Annotated in this window: 18 protein-coding genes; 7 read left to right on the forward strand and 11 right to left on the reverse strand. The window is 38.8% G+C overall.

Features of this window, described 5'->3' with window-relative positions; genetic code table 11:
- Positions 1–13 precede the first annotated feature (13 nt).
- Complete coding sequence (locus B0E34_RS01450; RefSeq protein WP_228422994.1) at positions 14–643, reverse strand: NTP transferase domain-containing protein; 630 nt, start codon at positions 641–643, stop codon at positions 14–16.
- 107 nt (positions 644–750) lie between these two features.
- Here B0E34_RS01450 and B0E34_RS01455 point away from each other — a divergent pair, with 107 nt between their 5' ends.
- Positions 751–1,893, forward strand: coding sequence for a cysteine desulfurase family protein (locus B0E34_RS01455; RefSeq protein ID WP_087706128.1), 1,143 nt, complete (start codon positions 751–753; stop codon positions 1,891–1,893).
- 746 nt (positions 1,894–2,639) lie between these two features.
- On the opposite strand, the gene moaCB is transcribed toward B0E34_RS01455, so the two are convergent.
- Genes moaCB through B0E34_RS01505 form a run of 10 tightly spaced genes read right to left on the reverse strand, consistent with a single transcriptional unit; the run spans position 2,640 to position 10,446 of the window.
- The gene (moaCB, locus tag B0E34_RS01460; RefSeq protein ID WP_087706130.1) at positions 2,640–3,551 is read right to left on the reverse strand and encodes a bifunctional molybdenum cofactor biosynthesis protein MoaC/MoaB; all 912 of its coding nucleotides are present in this window, start codon (positions 3,549–3,551) and stop codon (positions 2,640–2,642) included.
- Positions 3,552–3,554: 3 nt separating this feature from the next.
- The gene (locus tag B0E34_RS01465; protein WP_087706132.1) at positions 3,555–3,992 is read right to left on the reverse strand and encodes a molybdenum cofactor biosynthesis protein MoaE; all 438 of its coding nucleotides are present in this window, start codon (positions 3,990–3,992) and stop codon (positions 3,555–3,557) included.
- Complete coding sequence (gene moeB / locus B0E34_RS01470) at positions 3,985–5,094, reverse strand: HesA/MoeB/ThiF family protein (protein ID WP_228422995.1); 1,110 nt, start codon at positions 5,092–5,094, stop codon at positions 3,985–3,987. Before moeB ends, B0E34_RS01465 begins: the two co-directional genes overlap by 8 nt.
- Positions 5,095–5,097: 3 nt before the next feature.
- Complete coding sequence (locus B0E34_RS01475) at positions 5,098–5,328, reverse strand: MoaD/ThiS family protein (protein WP_087706135.1); 231 nt, start codon at positions 5,326–5,328, stop codon at positions 5,098–5,100.
- The gene (locus B0E34_RS01480) at positions 5,325–5,816 is read right to left on the reverse strand and encodes a molybdopterin-binding protein (RefSeq protein WP_228422996.1); all 492 of its coding nucleotides are present in this window, start codon (positions 5,814–5,816) and stop codon (positions 5,325–5,327) included. Before B0E34_RS01480 ends, B0E34_RS01475 begins: the two co-directional genes overlap by 4 nt.
- A 10-nt stretch (positions 5,817–5,826) precedes the next feature.
- Positions 5,827–6,561 (reverse strand): sulfite exporter TauE/SafE family protein, encoded by a 735-nt coding sequence (locus tag B0E34_RS01485; RefSeq protein ID WP_087706137.1) that lies wholly within the window; start codon positions 6,559–6,561, stop codon positions 5,827–5,829.
- A 10-nt stretch (positions 6,562–6,571) separates the two neighbouring features.
- Positions 6,572–7,747 (reverse strand): molybdopterin molybdotransferase MoeA, encoded by a 1,176-nt coding sequence (locus B0E34_RS01490; protein WP_087706139.1) that lies wholly within the window; start codon positions 7,745–7,747, stop codon positions 6,572–6,574.
- On the reverse strand, positions 7,744–8,340 hold the full coding sequence (locus B0E34_RS01495; RefSeq protein ID WP_087706141.1) for a nucleotidyltransferase family protein: 597 nt from the start codon (positions 8,338–8,340) through the stop codon (positions 7,744–7,746). The genes B0E34_RS01490 and B0E34_RS01495 overlap by 4 nt, the downstream gene beginning before the upstream one ends.
- The gene (gene moaA / locus B0E34_RS01500; protein ID WP_087706143.1) at positions 8,340–9,320 is read right to left on the reverse strand and encodes a GTP 3',8-cyclase MoaA; all 981 of its coding nucleotides are present in this window, start codon (positions 9,318–9,320) and stop codon (positions 8,340–8,342) included. The genes B0E34_RS01495 and moaA overlap by 1 nt, the downstream gene beginning before the upstream one ends.
- Positions 9,321–9,327: 7 nt before the next feature.
- Positions 9,328–10,446, reverse strand: coding sequence for an XdhC family protein (locus tag B0E34_RS01505; protein ID WP_087706145.1), 1,119 nt, complete (start codon positions 10,444–10,446; stop codon positions 9,328–9,330).
- 247 nt (positions 10,447–10,693) lie between these two features.
- Here B0E34_RS01505 and B0E34_RS01510 point away from each other — a divergent pair, with 247 nt between their 5' ends.
- The 6 genes from B0E34_RS01510 (at position 10,694) to B0E34_RS01535 (ending at position 18,461) form a co-directional block, all read left to right on the forward strand.
- The gene (locus tag B0E34_RS01510; RefSeq protein ID WP_050379753.1) at positions 10,694–11,287 is read left to right on the forward strand and encodes a (2Fe-2S)-binding protein; all 594 of its coding nucleotides are present in this window, start codon (positions 10,694–10,696) and stop codon (positions 11,285–11,287) included.
- Complete coding sequence (locus B0E34_RS01515; RefSeq protein ID WP_087706147.1) at positions 11,284–12,261, forward strand: FAD binding domain-containing protein; 978 nt, start codon at positions 11,284–11,286, stop codon at positions 12,259–12,261. The genes B0E34_RS01510 and B0E34_RS01515 overlap by 4 nt, the downstream gene beginning before the upstream one ends.
- 28 nt (positions 12,262–12,289) lie before the next feature.
- Positions 12,290–14,518, forward strand: coding sequence for a xanthine dehydrogenase family protein molybdopterin-binding subunit (locus tag B0E34_RS01520; RefSeq protein WP_087706148.1), 2,229 nt, complete (start codon positions 12,290–12,292; stop codon positions 14,516–14,518).
- A 180-nt stretch (positions 14,519–14,698) separates the two neighbouring features.
- Entirely contained in the window at positions 14,699–15,181 is a 483-nt protein-coding gene (locus B0E34_RS01525) for a (2Fe-2S)-binding protein (RefSeq protein WP_087706150.1), read from the forward strand.
- Positions 15,174–16,193, forward strand: a complete 1,020-nt coding sequence (locus B0E34_RS01530) for an FAD binding domain-containing protein (RefSeq protein WP_087706152.1) — start codon at positions 15,174–15,176, stop codon at positions 16,191–16,193. Before B0E34_RS01525 ends, B0E34_RS01530 begins: the two co-directional genes overlap by 8 nt.
- Before the next feature lie 27 nt (positions 16,194–16,220).
- Positions 16,221–18,461 carry a xanthine dehydrogenase family protein molybdopterin-binding subunit gene (locus B0E34_RS01535; RefSeq protein ID WP_087706478.1) on the forward strand — a complete coding sequence of 747 codons (2,241 nt, stop codon included), beginning with the start codon at positions 16,221–16,223 and terminating at the stop codon, positions 18,459–18,461.
- Positions 18,462–18,531: the final 70 nt, after the last annotated feature.

An 18,531-nucleotide genomic window follows, 5' to 3' on the forward strand; every position in this document is an offset into this window, starting at 1 on the left:
ATTGGATATGAAACTAAATTCTCAAAATTTCTTTTGCTTTTTCCAAATCTTCGGGCGTATTTACATTCATTAAAAAATCCGGATTTTCAGCTTTCAGTATTTTTACATCACTGTTAATCAAAGCCTTTCTTAATGAAGAGTTTCCTGTTGAAAGCAACTGAAGAAGCAAGGGATAGCTTTTGGGTTCCCAGATGGCAATTAATGGTTCCGGTAATCCGTCAGAAGGGCTTGCATAAGCTGTTGCCATTTTTTCAGGATCTCTGGATTGTATGAGGAAATCTATCGAATTTTTGTCTAAAAGAGGTAAATCACAGGCAATAACCAGCCATGCTTTGTCTTGCTGAAAATGAAACGCCGAAAGCAATCCGCCGAAAGGTCCCATATTTTGAAAAGTATCGGGAAGCGCTTTATAATCCCTGTTAAAATTTTCAAGCTGATCCTGTCTGCAGGAAATAAATACTTCATCGCAGAATGGAGCTAAAAGATCTGCCGCATGATACCGCTGTTCTTTGCCATGCCAGTTGATTTTGTCTTTAGGATTTCCCATCCTCAGACTTTTTCCTCCGGCAAGGACGAGTCCGTTTAATTTTGGAAAATCATTCTTGGAAAGCATACTGCAAATATACTGAATGTTTTTCGGCAAAAAGATTGCTTTAAACCCTACAAATATTTGGCGATACACAAACTTCTGGATTAAATTTAAAACTAACCTGAAAAAGTTCGCTATTTTTATAAATGAATTAGAATGTTATGATGGATAATGATTTTATTTACCTTGATTATAACGCAACAACTCCGGTTGATAAGAGGGTAGTGGATTCGATGCTGCCTTACTTCAATGACTTTTATGCAAATTCAGGAAGTTCCCATCTTTTCGGGCTTACTGTAAAAGAAGCCGTTGAAAATGCATCTGAAGAAGTTGCGGAACTCATTGGCTCAGATACTAAGGAAATTATTTTCACATCAGGGGCTACAGAATCTGTAAATCTTGCGTTAAAAGGATTTAAAACAGATACCGATAAAAACCATATCATAACAGTGACCACAGAGCATAAAGCCGTTTTAGATACCTGTGCGCAACTCGAAAAAGATGGATTTAAAGTTGATTATCTTAATGTAGATCATTTGGGAAATATCAATCTTGCTGATCTGGAATCATTGATCACCGAAAAAACGTTGATGGTCTGTATCATGTTGGTGAATAACGAGACAGGAGTCATCCATCCCATAAAGGAAATCGCAGAAATCGCGCATCGAAAAGGCTGCTGTGTTTTCTGTGATTCGACACAGGCTGTTGGAAAAATACCTGTGAACGTAAAGGAATTGAATATTGATCTGATGGCTTTTTCAGCCCATAAATTTTACGGACCTAAAGGAATAGGTGCACTTTATATTGCTTCCGCGATTAAGAATAAAGTACAGCCGCAAATTCAGGGGGGAGGACAACAGAATAACCTCAGAAGCGGTACTTTAAATGTTCCGGGAATTATCGGGTTGGGAAAAGCAGCTGAGATCGCACTTATGGAGATGGAACAGGATGCTCAAAAAGTTAAAATGCTAAGAGATCGTCTTGAAAATGAACTGCTTAAAATTCCCCAGACAGGCATCAATGGAGATCATTCCGCAAGGATTTTCAATACCACCAATATCTGTTTTGAAGGTATTTATTCCGAAGATCTCATTCTTTCCTTAGGAAACATCTGCGTTTCAAGCGGTTCTGCCTGCAATGCCGTTACCACAAAACCTTCTCACGTGCTTCAGGCGATGGGAATGTGTGATCGGGATGCACTGGCTTCAATACGATTCAGCATAGGAAAATATACAACCCTTTCGGAAATTGAAACTGCTGTGGAAAAAATAGAGAAAACAGTTATTTTCCTGAGAAATAGATAATTAACCTCAGTTCGGGATAAGAAATAAATTTAAATAATCGATTTATCGCATTATATTGATTTATCGCAAAGAAAGACAAAAGATTTTTCTACTTATTGAAAGTTTGCAAGCTAAACAATGGCACTTCGTTTATTTAAAAAAGACAAAATGGTATTACTTTGATAAGTTTTACGCCTTTGTATATCTTAAAAGCTGAATTCCTGATAATTGAATCTCTTTGTTTAACCTTGCGGTTAAGAAGAATTATCCCGAACTCAGGTTAATTTGCATGAGCTTGAAAGAACAACTAAAATATCAATAGGAATGGGCTTTAGCACATTTTAATAAGCAAGAAGGAAAATTGGCTTTAGCCAAAACTTATACTTGATTTCGGGTGGTTAATTTTAATTTGGAATCTTTACATCGAGCCGAAGCCTAATATAATTGATAAAATACAACATTTTGACTATCAATTAATTTTTAATCTTTTTAATATTGAACTTAAGTTAGAATTGAATTTCATTTGTAACTATTACATAGGATTGTTTAAAGTAAAATAATTGCTCCTTTAGGAGCAGAATCTGTGTAGAAATAAGAATACATCCATCAATCAATCCGTAGGATTGATATCTATAATACGATAAATATCCTAAAGATAGCGTTCCTACGGAACGCCAAACATCTTCCGAATATGGTGTCTACACAGATAAAACTCCATGGAGTTTTTTAACTATTTACTTTTAGCTACATAGAAATGAAACTCAAAATCATGAATGTCCGTCTCCCTTTTTTACGGAAAATACATGTAAAACCTGCGGAAATAGTGCCTGAACATATTCTTTTACCGCACCGGAAGATCCCGGAAACGTTAAAATCAGCATATCATCAGAAAATCCGGCGATTCCTCTGGAAAGCATGGATGTTTTCACACGATCCTGTCCGTAGTTTCTTGCGGTTTCCATAATTCCCGGAATTTCTTTGGTAATGAATGGTAAAACCGCTTCCGGCGTTACATCACGATCCGAAAGGCCTGTTCCGCCTGTAAAAACAAGAAGATGACAGCCTTTATTTTTAAAGAATTCTATCTTTTCCTGAATGGCAGAAACATCATCAGGAACCACTGAATAATCAACATTGCTGATTCCGTGATTGTTAAGAGATTCCACCAAAAGTTTTCCGGAAGTATCATCTTTAAGTCCCTGAGAAACAGAATCACTGCAGACAACTACTGCAGCAGTAAGATTTTCCGTTTCAATATTTTTCTGACTGCTTTTTCCGCCCTGCTTTTCCAAAAGCCGGATATTGGAAATCTCTACATTTTTATCAATCGGTTTCAGCATATCATAAATAACCAGAGCAGCTACAGAAGCTCCATGCATGGCTTCAACTTCAACGCCGGTCTTATAAATGGTATGAACTTCAACGGTGATGTTAATATCCAAACCACTCACTTCATAATTAATCGCGGCAAATTCCACAGGCAAAGGATGACAGTCCGGAATAACATCGCTGGTCTTTTTTATTGCCAGTAAAGCGGAAGCTCTTGCAAATTCGAGCACATTTCCTTTCGGAACCGTTCCGTTTTTTACAGCTTCTACCGTTGAAATTGCTGAGGTTTTTATCGTTGCCGCTGCAATTGCTTTTCGCAGCGTAAAGGTTTTAAAAGTAATATCTACCATGGTTTATTGGTTTGTTTTCCATTGATGCGTTTCATCCTCAAAAATTTCTCTGCCCCAGATCGGGAGTTCGTTTTTTATACGTTCCACCACTTCGTTACAGGCTAAAGTTGCTTCTTTGCGGTGTTTTGATGAGGTAAACACAAAAAGGCATATTTCTCCTGCACTCACGATTCCCAAACTGTGATGAATATGCATGCAGGTCAAATTATATTTTGCAAAAATTTCTTCTCTGATAACTGCCATTTGAGAGAGGGCTAAATCTTCATAAGCTGTATATTCTATCGCTTTTACCGTTTTACCGTCAATTTCATCTGCGCGAATCTGTCCCAGAAAAATCTGATGCGCTCCAATTTCCGTTTTCGTGGAATGTTTGGTAATGCTTTCCGCGATAAATAAAGGTGAAACAGGACTGTTTTGAAATATATTTTTAATCTTACTCATGAGTTTCTTTATTTAAATGATTGATTCCGCCTTCCAGGTGACTGATGCTGTATTCTGGTCCTAAAATTTCCTGTAAAATTTTCGCTCCGGACAGGCTTCTCTTACCGGATTGACAAATAACAATGACATTTCTGTTATTGATTTGGCTTACATTTTCCTTCAACTGAGATAATGGAATCGAGATATACGGAACATCCAGTTTTGGTTGTTCTTCCGGTTCGCGAACATCAATAACAACCGTATCGGGAAGTTTTACGGCTTCTTTAAATTCTGAAGGAGAAATATTTTTAATTCCGGCAAATTCAATTCCGCAGTGAAGCTGATAATTCATGTTCTCAAATTCTTCAATACTGTAAGGAATATTTTTATCCGTCAAATTTAACGAAGGAATTTCAAAAACAGCAGTCTGATAACTTAGAATATCGATTGTCATTAATTTATTGATCAGCGGTTCTCCGATTCCTGTCATTAATTTAATAGCTTCCGTAGCCTGTAAAGTTCCTATAACTCCAGGTAAAACGCCCAAAACTCCTGCCTCGTTACAGTCCGGAACTTCTCCCGGATTTGGAGGTTCAGGAAAAAGATTTCGGTAATGGGTTGTAAAACCTTCTTTATTTCTGACATTAAAAACGACAACCTGACCTTCGTACTGATAAATTGCCCCGAAAATAAGAGGTTTTTCTAAAATCCGGCATACATCATCAAGCAAGTAGCGTGTTGCGAAATTGTCGGTACAGTCTATAATGATATCATATTCAGAAACAATTGTAACTGCATTTTGGGGATTAATCCGCTCGGAAACAACCCTGAACTGTACTTCAGGATTCATCGCATTCAGCCTTTCGAAAGCAGCTTCGGTTTTCAGTTTACCAACATCATCCGAAATATAAAGAATCTGCCGGTGCAGATTGCTCAGCGAAACACGGTCATCATCTACAATTCCGATATTCCCGATTCCGGCTGCGGTGAGATATTGTAGAACAGGACAGCCCAAACCTCCTGCTCCAATTACCAGAACTTTCGCTGAAGCAAGTTTATCCTGAGCTTCGATGCCGAAGCCCTGTAATTTAATCTGTCTGTCGTAGCGTTCTGAATTCAACATAATTTATCCTCCTGAATAAGGTGGCATTAAAGCTGCCACATCGTTATTTTGTAAAGCTGTATTCTCTGAAATAATCTTCTGATTCACTGCAATTCTCAATTTTAAATCTTTCAACTGGGGAAATTTTTCATTCAGCTTATTGATCAGCTCATCGGTATTTTTGGCTTCTGCTTCAAAATCCGGACCTAAAATCTCTTTCAGTCTGCCAAAGCTTATTATTTTTACAATACTCATTCATTTACTTTTTTTAGCTGTATTGTTTTCAACATTTTTACATATCGTCTTCCAGTGGCAAAATCGTTGGGAGACAGGGTAGAAATACCGTCTTTAAGTCTGCTTTCCGTTTCAGGAATGAGCAGAACCGTATCCCCGACAGCAGTATTAAAAATTTCGTTCCACGAAAAAACAACTTTATAGCCGTCTTCTGCAATGCAGGTAATGTAATATTCGCTTAAAACTTTTGGTGATTTTTCTTTAAATGAAATTTTTGAAAGAACATCTTTCAGCAAAACCCCTTTTATATTTTTAAGGGTAGATTTGTATTCCTTTAAATGGTTGGTAATCTGTATGCTGTCTATTGTATGTTGTGGATATTTCAAAAGTTCGGCGGATGTTACAATTGTTTTTTGGTTATCCGGAGCGATAATCTCAATGTTTTTTGCAGATTGGGCAAAAGCAACAGAAGTACAGAAAACTGTAAGAAGTAAAATAAAATTTCTCATTTAATGATCTTTAAATAGTGCTTGATATTAATTTATAGGAAGCCATTAAAAGTACTACAGCAAGTACATATTTCAGACCGTTTTGGTTCAGTTTTTTTGAAGCAAGATATGCACCAAGCAATCCTCCTGCAAATGCACAGATGATGTACATCCACATATCGCTGGTAAAAGAAATCTCTTTGGTGAACATTCCTCCTAAACTTGCCACGGAATTAACAAAAATAAAAGCAGCGCTGATTGCCGCGGTCTGTTTCTGGTTAGTCCATTTCAGTAAAATAAGAACCGGAGATAACAAAATTCCGCCGCCAATGCCGATCATTCCGGACAGTAAACCGATCACTCCTCCGAAAAGTAAGGATAAATAGATTTGAGGATCTTTCAGCTCGCTATCATCCGGACTTTTAAAAAAGAAAAAACGGAAAACAGGAAATAGTAGTAAAATACCTAAAATTCTTTTGTACAAAGTATCTTCAATATGAATCATTCCACCCACGAAAGCCAGAGGAATAGACGCTAAAGCAATCGGAATGAAGATCCTGAGTTTAAAATGTCCTCCCCGATAATATTGTATAAAAGAAGTAAGCGAGACAAACAGATTAAGCACCAAAGCGGTAGGTTTCATTTCTTTGGGGGCTATTCCGTACAAAGCCATTAACGCCAGATAACCGCTTGCGCCGCCGTGTCCGACTGCTGCATATAAAGCTGCGATGACAAATAAAATCAGATAAAAAAATTCCACATTCATTATTTGATCTTTATTTTAACACTATAATTTCAACCTCTTCATCTTTTTTACATCCTTCCGAATCTTCAGGTAAAATCATCAGACAATTGGCTTCTGCAAAAGACTGGAGACGATACGATTCCTGCGCATGAAGCGGCGTTACTTTTCCGTTTTCATAGGTTGCTTTCAGAAAATGGGTAAGACCGGTTTTCTTTCCATACGAAGAAGTGGAAGTTGCATTGGTTTTCTCCGTAATCACCGGACGTTTCATTATTTCTGAAAGTAATGGCGCAATATATAAATAAAAACACGTTAATGCCGATGACGGATTTCCGGGTAACCCGAAAACAATTTTTTCTCCCTTCGTTCCGAAATAGAAAGGCTTTCCGGGTTTCTGGCGGATTTTATGAAATTTCTGCTCAACGCCGCATTGTTTAGTGGCATCAATTACGAAATCGTAATCGCCGACACTCACGCCGCCCACCAAAATGACAATATCTGTTTTGGAAATGGCGAGATCCAGCGTTTTTTCAACCTCAGAAGGATCATCTTTTACCCAAAAACTTTTAACGGTAGTAATTCCACACTGTTTTAAAACACTTTCCAACTGATAGGAATTGGATTCGTAAACCTGACCAAAAGCTAAATTTTCTCCGGGTTGTAACAATTCGTTACCCGTAAGAATTAACGAAACCGATGGAGGAGCAAAAACGTTGATTTCCGTACATCCGATTCCGGCAAGATATCCTATGGCAGCAGCCGAAAGATAACTTCCTGAACGCATTGCCACAGTGTCTTTTTTCGCATCGCTTCCGGCATTTCGTACGTGCAGCCCTTTTTCGAGGTCGTTATCAAGAACCGTGAGATATCCGTTTTCTGTCAAAGCTTTTTCCTGCATAACGATGGTATCTGCACCGATGGGAAGGGGAGCTCCCGTAAAAATACGACAGGCATTCCCTTTTTCGAGATGAAACTGCTCTGTAGATCCCGCCTGCATTTCGTCTGAAATTTTCAGCTTTAGATCTTTATCTTCAAAACGGATCGCGTAGCCATCCATTGAGGACTGTGAAAAATTCGGGATATCATATTTTGAATAAATATCTTCTGCGGTTGTATGTCCGAATGCTTCTTTCAAAGGAAGAATTCGAGTTTTTCTTTCCGGAATATTTTGTTCAATTATTTTTTTTGCTTCTTCTACACTTATCATGGTTGGGTTTTTAAATGATTATAATCTGATGGAGTATCAATATCAACAGCACCTTTCTCAAACTCAAAAGATTCCACATCGTTTATATTCTGCTGAATGATCTTTTTGGCGCCCTGTTCACCGGTAAGTTCCATTAACGGTTTAAAATATTTTTTAGAAAATAAAGCTGGAACGCCCAATGTATCAGCATATTTTGTGACAACAATTTCCTTTCCTGAAGTTTTCTGCAACTGAAACATTTTTGAAAATAAATTACTGGTAAGATAAGGCTGATCGCATACCGAAATGAAACATCTTTCCATTTCCGGAAACAGACCGGACAGTGTTTTCATTCCTGTCTGTATGGAGGAAGCCATTCCTGATTCCCAGTTTTCATTGATAACGATGTGTATATTTTTATTTTTGATGACAGAAGATATTTCATGATGGCGGGCTCCGAGAACCAAAACGATTTGATTGGGATCAAATACTTCTAAAGCAGTATCAGTTATTCTTTCTAAAAATGTTTTTCCCTGATACACCAAAAGCTGTTTCGGAGATCCCATTCTGGAAGAATTTCCGGCTGCCAGTAATATAATTCCTGTATTTTTCATTATCCGCCAATATTGATCATGCTTCTGTTCTGAATGATTGATGTGTTTATTTTTTCAAATTGTTCATTCAGTTGTCCGCCCTGCGTTTTTGCTTTCGACCAGATCGCAGATTCTATAATCGGTAAAATATCTTCACCATTTCGTAAAGGCGTAAGAAGATCGGTTTCTTTTTTTGAAAACAGGCAGTTCTTTAATTTTCCGTCTGCGGTAAGCCGGATTCTGTTGCAGCCGCTGCAAAACGGTTCGCTCATCGTGCTTATAATCGAAAAGCTTCCTTGATGCCCATCAATGCTGTATGGCTTTGCCGTGTCATGAAAACCGACAGTAAGCGGATTAAAATCATATTTTTCCCTGATGATGTTCAGAATGTCTTTTTGGGTCATGACCTGATTGCTGCTCCATCTGTTTCCGCTGAAAGGCATAAACTCGATAAACCGCACTTCTACAGGATGATCTTTTGTAAAAGCAATAAAATCTGAAATTTCATCATCATTAATATCTTTCATGGCAACAACATTAATCTTGGTTTTGATGTTATGTTGTAGTAAAAGATGAATATTTCTGAGGACGCGATCAAAATAATCGCGGCGGGTAATTTTCAGGAATTTTTCCTTCTGTAAAGTATCAAGGGTGATGTTAATGCTCTGAAAATCTGACTGAATAATTTCGGGAAGCATATCATCAATTCGAATTCCGTTGGTAGTACACGTCAATTGTACAGGAAGTTTTCCCAGATTTCTGATAATCTTTGAAGCATCTTTTCTCACGAACGGCTCACCTCCGGTAAGTCTGATTTTAGTAACGCCGTGCTTAACGAATATTTTTGCGATGGTATCAATTTCATCCGCCTGCATCAGTTTAGCATGCGGTGTGAAATCATAATTTTCTTCCGGCATACAGTAAAAGCAGCGCAGGTTGCAATTGTCCGTTAAAGATATCCGAAGATAATTATGGGTTCTTCCGAATTGATCTGTTATCATAATTTCCTTATATACTGAGAATATCAGTATGCATTTTTTCTGGTTTATCCCTTAATGAGGAACCTTTTTTTCCGCTTAACACCGCTTTGATCTCTGCAATTACGGAAATGGCAATTTCTTCCGAAGTCTCTGCACCAATATCTATTCCAACCGGACCAAAAAGTTTATTTAATTCTTTTTCGCCGACTGTAATTCCTGAATTTTTAAGATCATCCATCATTCTGTTGAACCTTGTTTTAGGACCCAGTAATCCTATATATTGTATCGGTTGATGGATAATGAGCTTCAGCAAAGCGAGATCATAATTATAATTGTGCGTCATCATCACAAAAACCGTTGCTTCATCAACTTCTATGGTCTTCATGATTTCTTCGGGTGTTGCGAGCAATACCTCATCCGCAAGAGGAAATCTCTTTTTCAGGGCGTGTGTAGCTCTTCCGTCTGCAATTACTGTTTTCCAGCCTAAAATGGAAGCCGTTTCTACCAAAGGTTTAACATCGTTTCCGGCTCCTGCAATAATCAGCGTGGTCTGTGGCGGAATATATTGCAGCAGGATTTCATTTGACGAAATCTGAGTGAGTATATTTTGTTTTTTTTCTAAAACTTCTGAAGAAAAACGATTCAGTTCACTTTCTGAAATACAACCTGAGTCCGATATTATTGTATTTTCCTTTTTTATCAATCCGACAGTTCCGGTCTGTTTATTTCTTTTTTCCAGCGAAAATAGGGTGATAATAACAGATTCATCTCTTTTTTCCGTTGTTTTCTCTAAAAGGGAGATTGGATTTTGAGGAGAATTTTCATCAATATATTCAAAAAGAATATGTACGATTCCGTTACATCCTAGCTGAACGCCAAATTCCAGATCATCCGGATTACTGGTATCATACGTAATGAGCTTATTGTTTTTCTGATGAATGGCAAGCAGCGCTTTTCTCAAAGCATCACCCTCTAAACATCCTCCACTGATGGCGCCTGTAAGCTGTCCGTCTTCTGTAACCAGCATTCTCGCCCCTGCTTGTCTGTATGAAGAACCTTCTACCTTTACCACCGTTGCCAAAGCAGCCTTTAACCCATTTAAATGCGCCTTTTTATATGCTTTTACAATATCATTGATCTCTTTCATCCGAAAACATTTTTATGGATTACTCATTGTTTTTTCAACTTATGTATGATTTTTGTTGAGATAAAATCATTAAAAAGTTATTATATATTCAAATTTACATAAATATTATCTGTTTTTTTCCGGGCTACACTCAAAAACTGTAATATTGGTATATAAAACTGTAATGTATATCATCAATTTCTTATTTTAATTGATGATATTTGTTAAAACCTATCCGTATACAATTATATTGATTAAAAAATAACTTATGGAATTAAAAGGACAATACAGCAGGAGGAGCTTCCTCAAAGTTTCAGGATTACTGGCTGGTTTTATGGCTATTCCGTCTTCGGTAAAAGCATTTTATCAGGATGTGAAACAGTATCTTGTTCCCAAGAAAAACGTATCCAGACTTACGCTTTCCATCAATAAAAAAAGTCATACCCTTTATGTGGATACCCGAACCACACTTTTAGACCTTTTCAGGGAACAGCTTAATCTTACCGGATCTAAAAAAGGCTGTGACCACGGACAATGTGGCGCCTGTACCATCCACATCAATGGGGAAAGAGCCCTGAGTTGCCTTACTTTGGCGGCAATGGCTCAGGGAAAAGAGATCACAACCATCGAAGGTCTGGCAAACGGAGATGAGCTTCATCCGATGCAGAAGGCATTTATAGAATGTGACGGTTTCCAGTGCGGATATTGCACGCCGGGACAGATTATGTCTGCTGTTGCCTGCGTTAATGAAGGTCATACAGGTTCTGTAGAAGAAATTAAAGAATATATGAGCGGTAATCTTTGCCGTTGCGGAGCGTATAACGGTATTGTTCAGTCCATCCAAAAAGTTGCAGCCCAATGAGACCATTTAATTTTGAAAAAGTAAAATCTGCTGCTGAAGCTTCTGCCATGAAATCAGCAGTCAGTCAGTATATTGCAGGCGGAACGAATCTGGTAGATCTCATGAAGAAAAACATTGCCCAGCCGGAGAAGCTGATTGATGTTACCACGGCATTATCCGATGCGGTAAATCATCAGAATAACAAATTGCAGATTGGTGCAATGGCAAGTAATACCAAAGTTGCAAATAGTAAAGATGTGACGGAAAAATTTCCTCTCATTTCAAAAGCTATTTTAGCTGGAGCTTCACCACAGATCAGAAATATGGCAAGTTCAGCGGGAAATCTGTTGCAACGAACCCGATGTCCTTATTTTTATGATATTACAACGCCATGCAATAAAAGAAAACCCAACAGCGGTTGCAGTGCAATTGATGGTGCCAACCGAATGAGTGCCGTTGCTGGATATAATAATCAGTGTGTTGCGGTTCATCCTTCAGATTTTTGTGTGGCTCTGGCTGCATTGGATGCCACCGTTACCGCTCAGACAAAAGATCAGAAAGAAATTAAAATACCATTTAAAGACTTTCATAAACTGCCGGAAAATACGCCCTGGCTGGATAATAATTTACCACAGGATGCCATAATAACCAATATAGAAATTCCAGATAATACTTTCGGGAAACATTCTGCCTATGTAAAAGTAAGAGACAGGACTTCATACGCTTTTGCATTGGTTTCGGTTGCAGCAGCACTGGATTTGGATGGGAAAAGAATAAAAGATGCCCGCTTAGCTTCAGGAGGTGTGGCGCATAAACCCTGGAGATGGTTGGAGGCAGAAAAATTTCTGAACGGGAAAAAAGCTACGGTAGAAATCTTTGAAGAAGCTGCGAAACTGGCAACCAAAGATCTGAAACCCTTGTCTGAGAATGGTTACAAAATACCAATGCTTCAGGGAGCTATCGTTACAGCATTACAAAATTGTGTGAATCAATAAGGTTGGGATATATTAAAAAGTAACAATTATGGGATTACTCGAATTACTGAACATCAGATCCAAAAGACCCGAAGGACGTGTTGAAGGAGTGGAAAAAGTTACCGGAAGCGGTAAATACGCTGCCGAATACGAAGTTAAAAATATCTGCTACGCCGTATTGGTAAACAGTACGGTTCCTTCCGGAAAAATACAGTCGATCTCGGTTGATAAAGCCAAAGAAGTGGAAGGCGTTATTGATATCATTACCCATCTGCACAAACCTTCGGTTCCGGGTATGGATACTGAAGAAAAAATTAAACAGTCGAGATTCGGTTTACCGATTTTTCATACGGATAAAATATTTTTCAAAGGACAGCCTGTTGCGATGGTGATTGCAGAAACACTGGAAGACGCAACTTTTGCCGCGTCATTGGTAGAAACAGAATATCAGAAAGACAGTTTTGCGGTTGATTTTGATTCTGCGAAAGAAACAGTTGCTTTAAAAGCTGAAGGAAAAGAAAGAGGAAATTTTGACAGTTGGCAAAATTTACCATTCACGGTAGATCAGCAATATAATATTAAGGCAGATGTACATAATCCCATGGAAATGCACGCCACGATTGCTCATTGGACAGGCAATGATACGTTGAAGCTTTACGATAAAAATCAGGGAGTAAATAATGTTCAGAGAACATTTGCAAGGTTATTTTCTATCCCTGAAAAAAATATACAGGTATTCAGTGAATTTGTAGGAGGCGGTTTCGGCTCCGGACTCAGAATCTGGCCACACGTTTTAGCTTCGGTAATGGGAGCTAAACAGGTTGGACGTCCTGTAAAACTGATGCTTACCAGACCACAGATGTTTGCGGCAACAGGTTACAGACCGGCTTCATGGCAAAGAATAAAATTGGCATCAGATCCGTCAGGAAATCTTTCAGGAATATTGCATCAGGCAAAGAACGAAACTTCAGTCTATGAAAATTTTAACGACGGTATTACCCGCGTGACAAGATTAATTTACAAGTTTCCCAATTTAAAAACGGAAGCAGCAAATGTTCCGTTAAATTTAAGCACACCAACGTGGATGCGCGGTCCGGGAGACTGTACCGGAGTATTCGCTTTGGAATCCGCCATTGATGAACTGTCCTACCAACTGAAAATGGATCCTGTAGCGTTGAGGTTAAAAAATATTTCACTGGAAAAACATCCTGATTCAAATTTGCCGTGGTCTACTCATTTTCTGGATGAATGTATAAACAAAGGTGCTAAAATGATCGGATGGAACGCAAGAAAAGCAACGCCCGCAACGGTAATTGAAGGGGATTGGTATATTGGTTACGGAATGGCAGTCGGAATGTGGAATGCCGGAAGAGCAGAAGCCAAAGCAGCAATTATCATGAGCAAAGACGGAAGTCTCATTGTACAGACTGCGATGACTGATATCGGGACGGGAACCGGAACCGGAATGCAGAACATTGCCCACGAAATTACCGGAATTTCAAAAAATAAAATCAATATAGAATTGGGAAATTCTGCGCTTCCTCCTGCGCCAAGTCAGGGTGGAAGTACGGGACTGTCTTCCGTAAGTGGTGCGGTGTATGATGCAAGCAATCAGTTGAAGCAAAAACTGGCGGAGTATGCATCCTCAGTTAATGGAAGCTTTAAAGGAGCTGCTCTGGAAAATATTCTTCTTTCAGATAAAAGCATCAGTTTAAAAAATAATTCAACTGTTTCTGTCTCTTATGAAGAACTGTTTGAAAAGAATAATCTGGCTGAAATTCGTCTTGAAGTAGCTTCAAAACCGGGAAGTGAGCGTGAGAAATTTGCGTTCTGCTCTTCAGCGGCACATTTTTGCAAAGTCCGTGTTAATAAGCGAACCGGAAAAGTGAAAATTGAAAAACTGGCTGTCGTAGCAGACGGAGGAAAAATCATCAACAGTCAGGCAGCAGCCAATCAGATGTCGGGAGCCGCAGTTGGCGGTATCGGAATGACGCTGATGGAAGAAAACCAGATCGATGCAAAATTAGGAACGTTAATCGGTAACGATCTTGCGGGATATCATTTTGCTGTTAATGCGGATGCTCCGATTATTGAAGTCGACTTTATTCATAAACCCGATCCGAACATTAACCCTTCCGGAGCGAAAGGTCTCGGAGAAGTAGGAATTATTGGTACAGCCCCTGCGATAGCCAATGCAATTTATAATGCCATCGGTATACGAATGAGAGATTTGCCGATTACTCCCGATAAAATTTTAATGGCATTGTCACACAAATAGACTGCTGTTTTCTATTTTAGAATCATATCAATATTCTGTATCTGAACGGTACAGAATATTTTTTATCCTTTCATGATCTGTTTTCCTTATTTAGATTGAATATATTTAAATCAATTTCAGTCTTTAATATACCTAACGGTTCTTTTTTTGTATCACTACCCATAACCAAACTACCGATTTATGGCGAACACTGGAAAACAATCTGTTACATTAAAAATAAATGGAAAGGAACATCATCTGGATGTACTTCCATGGGTATCACTTCTTGATGCTCTTCGAGAAAATTTGCATTTTACCGGAACAAAAAAAGGCTGTGATCATGGGCAGTGCGGCGCATGTACGGTTCTGATTAACGGCAAAAGAGTTTTGAGCTGCCTCAGTCTCTGCGTTATGAAAGCTGATGCTGAAATTACAACCATAGAAGGGATTGCCGATGGTGAAAACCTGCATCCCGTTCAGAAAGCTTTTATTGAACATGATGCTTTCCAGTGCGGATACTGTACTCCGGGACAAATCTGCAGCGCCATAGGATTACTGAATGAAAATAAGGCAAATACGCGGGAAGAAATTCAGGAACTGATGAGCGGAAATCTTTGCCGATGCGGAGCCAACAGAGGAATTATTAACGCTGTAATGGCAGTAAAACAAGGTACTTATGAATAACTTTTCCTATACAAAAGCCAATAGCGTTGATCAAGCGGTTTCATTGACTTATGCAAATGAAGACAATAAAATCATTGCCGGAGGTACTAATATCATCGATCTGATGAAATATTTTGTTACTGAAGCAGATACTTTGGTAGATATTAATCCCATTGACGGAATAGCTGAGATTACTGAATCTGATAACGGAGGAATTCGTATCGGTGCTTTAATGACGAATGCAGATACAGCGTATCATCCAATTATTGAAGAAAAATATCCGCTTCTTTCTAAAGCTATTTTGGCGGGAGCTTCGGCACAGATCAGAAATATGGCGACCAATGGCGGAAATTTATTACAGCGAACCCGATGTTATTATTTTTACGACATTAATACTCCCTGCAATAAAAGAGTTCCGGGTTCCGGATGTTCTGCGATGAAAGGGTACAACCGAATTCACGCAATTTTAGGACACAGCGAAAACTGTATTGCTGTTTTTCCTTCAGATATGTGTGTTGCTCTTGCAGCTTTGGAGGCAGTTGTTCATATATCGGGAACGGATGGAGATCGGACATTGAAATTTTCAGATTTTCACAGACTTCCGGGAGATACTCCGGAGATCGATAATAACCTGAAAAAAGGAGAGGTCATCACAGGAATTGAACTGCCCGAAAAAGGATTTTCAAAAAATTATTCTTACTTGAAATTAAGAGACCGAAGTTCTTATTCGTTTGCATTAGTTTCTGTCGCTACTGGTCTTGAACTGGAAAACGGAATAATTAAAGAAGCAAGAATTGCTTTGGGTGGTGTTTCGCACAAACCGTGGCGTGTAAAAGAAGCTGAAGATTTTTTAACAGATAAAGCAGCAAATTCGGAAAACTTTGCGGCTGCGGCTGACATTATTTTGGAAGGAGCCGTAGGTTTTGAACATAACAGTTTTAAAATTAATCTCGCTAAAAAAGCAATTGTCAGAAACTGTATGATGGCTCTTGATCCGACGTCTCAGAGACCGGGTGCAAAACCTTCTTTATAAATTATTATGAATGCTAAAGAAAATTTTATGAAAAATACACCGTCTGTCGGACAATCAATAAATCGTCTTGAAGGTCATCTGAAAGTAACAGGTCAAGCAAAATATGCAGCAGAATATGATGCTCCGGACTTATTGTATGGGTACATTGTGAACAGTTCGATTACAAAAGGTAAAATCAAGACCATCGATACATCAGAAATAAAAAAATTAGAAGGAGTTATTGAGGTGTTCACCCATGAAAATAAACCTTCAACTGCCTGGTTTGATTTTCAGTATGCCGATATGGATGCACCTCCCGGAACTGTTTTTAAACCTCTTAAAGATAATATAATCCGATATAACGGACAACCCATTGCTCTGGTGGTTGCAGAAACATTTGAAATGGCACGTTATGCGGCAGCAAAAATAAAAGTGGTTTACGAAGAAGAAGAAAATTTTGAAACGGATCTGAAGAAGAATCTTGAAAAAGCCAGAGATCCTAAAAAAGGACTGGCTTCGCTGCTGAAACCGCCTCCGCCAAAGCCTACCGGTGATTTCAAAAAAGAATATGAAAATTCGTTTGTAAAAACCGACAGCCATTTCAGTCACGGAACCGAGCATCATAATCCTATGGAAATGTATGCTTCCACCGTGATCTACGAAGGAAAAGATAAACTCACTATTTACGATAAAACACAGGGAACGATTAATTCCCAAATGTATGTTGCGAATGTTTTCGGGCTTAAAATGAAAAATGTACAGGTCATCTCACCGTTTGTAGGCGGTGGTTTTGGTTCGGGGCTTCGTCCGCAGCAGCAGCTTTTTATGGCGGTAATGGCTTCGCTGGCTTTAAAACGTAATGTTCGTGTCACTTTGGATCGCGCGCAGATGTACATGATCGGACACAGACCTCCGACGTTACAGCATACAAAATTCGGTGCGGATAAAGAAGGTAAAGTCAATGCAATTTATCACAAAGCAATCGGGGAAACTTCGCGGTTTGAAGATTATGTTGAAATTGTGGTGAATTGGGCAAATATGCTGTACCCCGCAGAAAATACCTTGTTGGAACATGAAATTGTTCCGTTAGACGTTTACAGTCCGCTTGATATGAGAGCACCCGGCGGAAGTACCGGAATGCACGCTGTGGAAGTAACAATGGATGAAATCGCTTATCAATTAAATATAGATCCGCTGGAATTAAGGCTTATCAATTATTCGGAAATTGATAAAAGCAGTGATAAGGAATATTCGAGTAAAGAACTCAGAAAATGTTATCTGGAAGGAGCAGAAAAATTTGGCTGGAATAAGAGAAATCCTGAACCCCGAAGCATGAAGCGCGGAAATAAGCTGGTCGGTTACGGAATGGCTACCGGAATTTGGGATGCCAATCGGATTTTAGGACGTGCGGAAGCGATTATGACACCGGATGGAAAAGTTGAAATAAAAAGTGCCGTTACCGACATCGGAACCGGAACGAAGACGATCATGACGCAGATTGCGGCAGAAGAACTGGGACTTTCCATGGAAGATATTACGTTTTCGTATGCCGACAGTAAAATGCCATTTGCTCCGATTCAGGGAGGGTCGTTTACTACGGCAACAGTGGGACCTGCGGTACAGAATGCCTGTCAGGCTTTAAACAAAAAACTTTTCGAAAAAGCTAAAGATTTGAAAGATTCCGTTTTAAAAAATGTAAATTTTAAAGATGTTATATTCAAAAATGGTTTTATCACCGTAAAAGATCAGCCTGAAATACAGGTAGATGTCAAAGAAATTTTCAAAAAAAATGGCGGAGAAGCAATTCGAACCACAAATTCTGCAATGCCCAACCCATTAAAGTATGGAAAAAAAGCCAGAGCTGTTCACAGTGCGGTTTTCGTTGAGGTAGAAGTGGATGAAGAGTTGGGAATTATTGAAGTAAAAAGAGCGGTTACAGCCGTTGCAGCAGGGAAAATTATCAATCCTAAAACAGCAGAAAGTCAGGTTTTGGGAGGCATGATCTGGGGAATCAGCAAAGCTTTGCACGAAGAAACCATACTCGATCATGAGTTGGGAAAATATATGAATGCCAATCTGGGTGAATATCATATTCCTGTCCATGCAGATATTCACGATCTGGAAGTGGTATTTGTGGAAGAAAATGATCAATTTGTAAATGATTTGGGAGTAAAAGGAGTAGGCGAAATAGGTGGAGTAGGAATTCCTCCTGCCATTACAAACGCGATTTTCCATGCAACCGGAAAGAGAATTTATGATCTCCCTATTCATTTTGACAGGTTGATATAATTCTTTCAAATACAACAGAGCTCAGAAATTTATAAATTTCATACCATCACGTCGCTTCAAAAAGTGACGT

Origin of the sequence: Chryseobacterium mucoviscidosis (assembly GCF_002177115.1) — a bacterium.
Lineage (GTDB): Bacteria > Bacteroidota > Bacteroidia > Flavobacteriales > Weeksellaceae > Chryseobacterium > Chryseobacterium mucoviscidosis.

What these genes read in the sequence shown, in the direction of transcription:
- moaCB (WP_087706130.1), bottom strand. Translation starts at nt 3,551, where the DNA reads ATGGTAGATATTACTTTTAAAACCTTTACGCTGCGAAAAGCAATTGCA.
- B0E34_RS01475 (WP_087706135.1), bottom strand. Translation starts at nt 5,328, where the DNA reads ATGAGTATTGTAAAAATAATAAGCTTTGGCAGACTGAAAGAGATTTTA.
- B0E34_RS01485 (WP_087706137.1), bottom strand. Translation starts at nt 6,561, where the DNA reads ATGAATGTGGAATTTTTTTATCTGATTTTATTTGTCATCGCAGCTTTA.
- B0E34_RS01525 (WP_087706150.1), top strand. Translation starts at nt 14,699, where the DNA reads ATGGCGAACACTGGAAAACAATCTGTTACATTAAAAATAAATGGAAAG.
- B0E34_RS01490 (WP_087706139.1), bottom strand. Translation starts at nt 7,747, where the DNA reads ATGATAAGTGTAGAAGAAGCAAAAAAAATAATTGAACAAAATATTCCG.
- B0E34_RS01510 (WP_050379753.1), top strand. Translation starts at nt 10,694, where the DNA reads ATGGAATTAAAAGGACAATACAGCAGGAGGAGCTTCCTCAAAGTTTCA.
- moeB (WP_228422995.1), bottom strand. Translation starts at nt 5,094, where the DNA reads ATGTTGAATTCAGAACGCTACGACAGACAGATTAAATTACAGGGCTTC.
- B0E34_RS01505 (WP_087706145.1), bottom strand. Translation starts at nt 10,446, where the DNA reads ATGAAAGAGATCAATGATATTGTAAAAGCATATAAAAAGGCGCATTTA.
- B0E34_RS01520 (WP_087706148.1), top strand. Translation starts at nt 12,290, where the DNA reads ATGGGATTACTCGAATTACTGAACATCAGATCCAAAAGACCCGAAGGA.
- B0E34_RS01535 (WP_087706478.1), top strand. Translation starts at nt 16,221, where the DNA reads ATGAAAAATACACCGTCTGTCGGACAATCAATAAATCGTCTTGAAGGT.
- B0E34_RS01530 (WP_087706152.1), top strand. Translation starts at nt 15,174, where the DNA reads ATGAATAACTTTTCCTATACAAAAGCCAATAGCGTTGATCAAGCGGTT.
- B0E34_RS01515 (WP_087706147.1), top strand. Translation starts at nt 11,284, where the DNA reads ATGAGACCATTTAATTTTGAAAAAGTAAAATCTGCTGCTGAAGCTTCT.
- B0E34_RS01480 (WP_228422996.1), bottom strand. Translation starts at nt 5,816, where the DNA reads ATGAGAAATTTTATTTTACTTCTTACAGTTTTCTGTACTTCTGTTGCT.
- B0E34_RS01455 (WP_087706128.1), top strand. Translation starts at nt 751, where the DNA reads ATGATGGATAATGATTTTATTTACCTTGATTATAACGCAACAACTCCG.
- B0E34_RS01465 (WP_087706132.1), bottom strand. Translation starts at nt 3,992, where the DNA reads ATGAGTAAGATTAAAAATATATTTCAAAACAGTCCTGTTTCACCTTTA.
- B0E34_RS01495 (WP_087706141.1), bottom strand. Translation starts at nt 8,340, where the DNA reads ATGAAAAATACAGGAATTATATTACTGGCAGCCGGAAATTCTTCCAGA.
- moaA (WP_087706143.1), bottom strand. Translation starts at nt 9,320, where the DNA reads ATGATAACAGATCAATTCGGAAGAACCCATAATTATCTTCGGATATCT.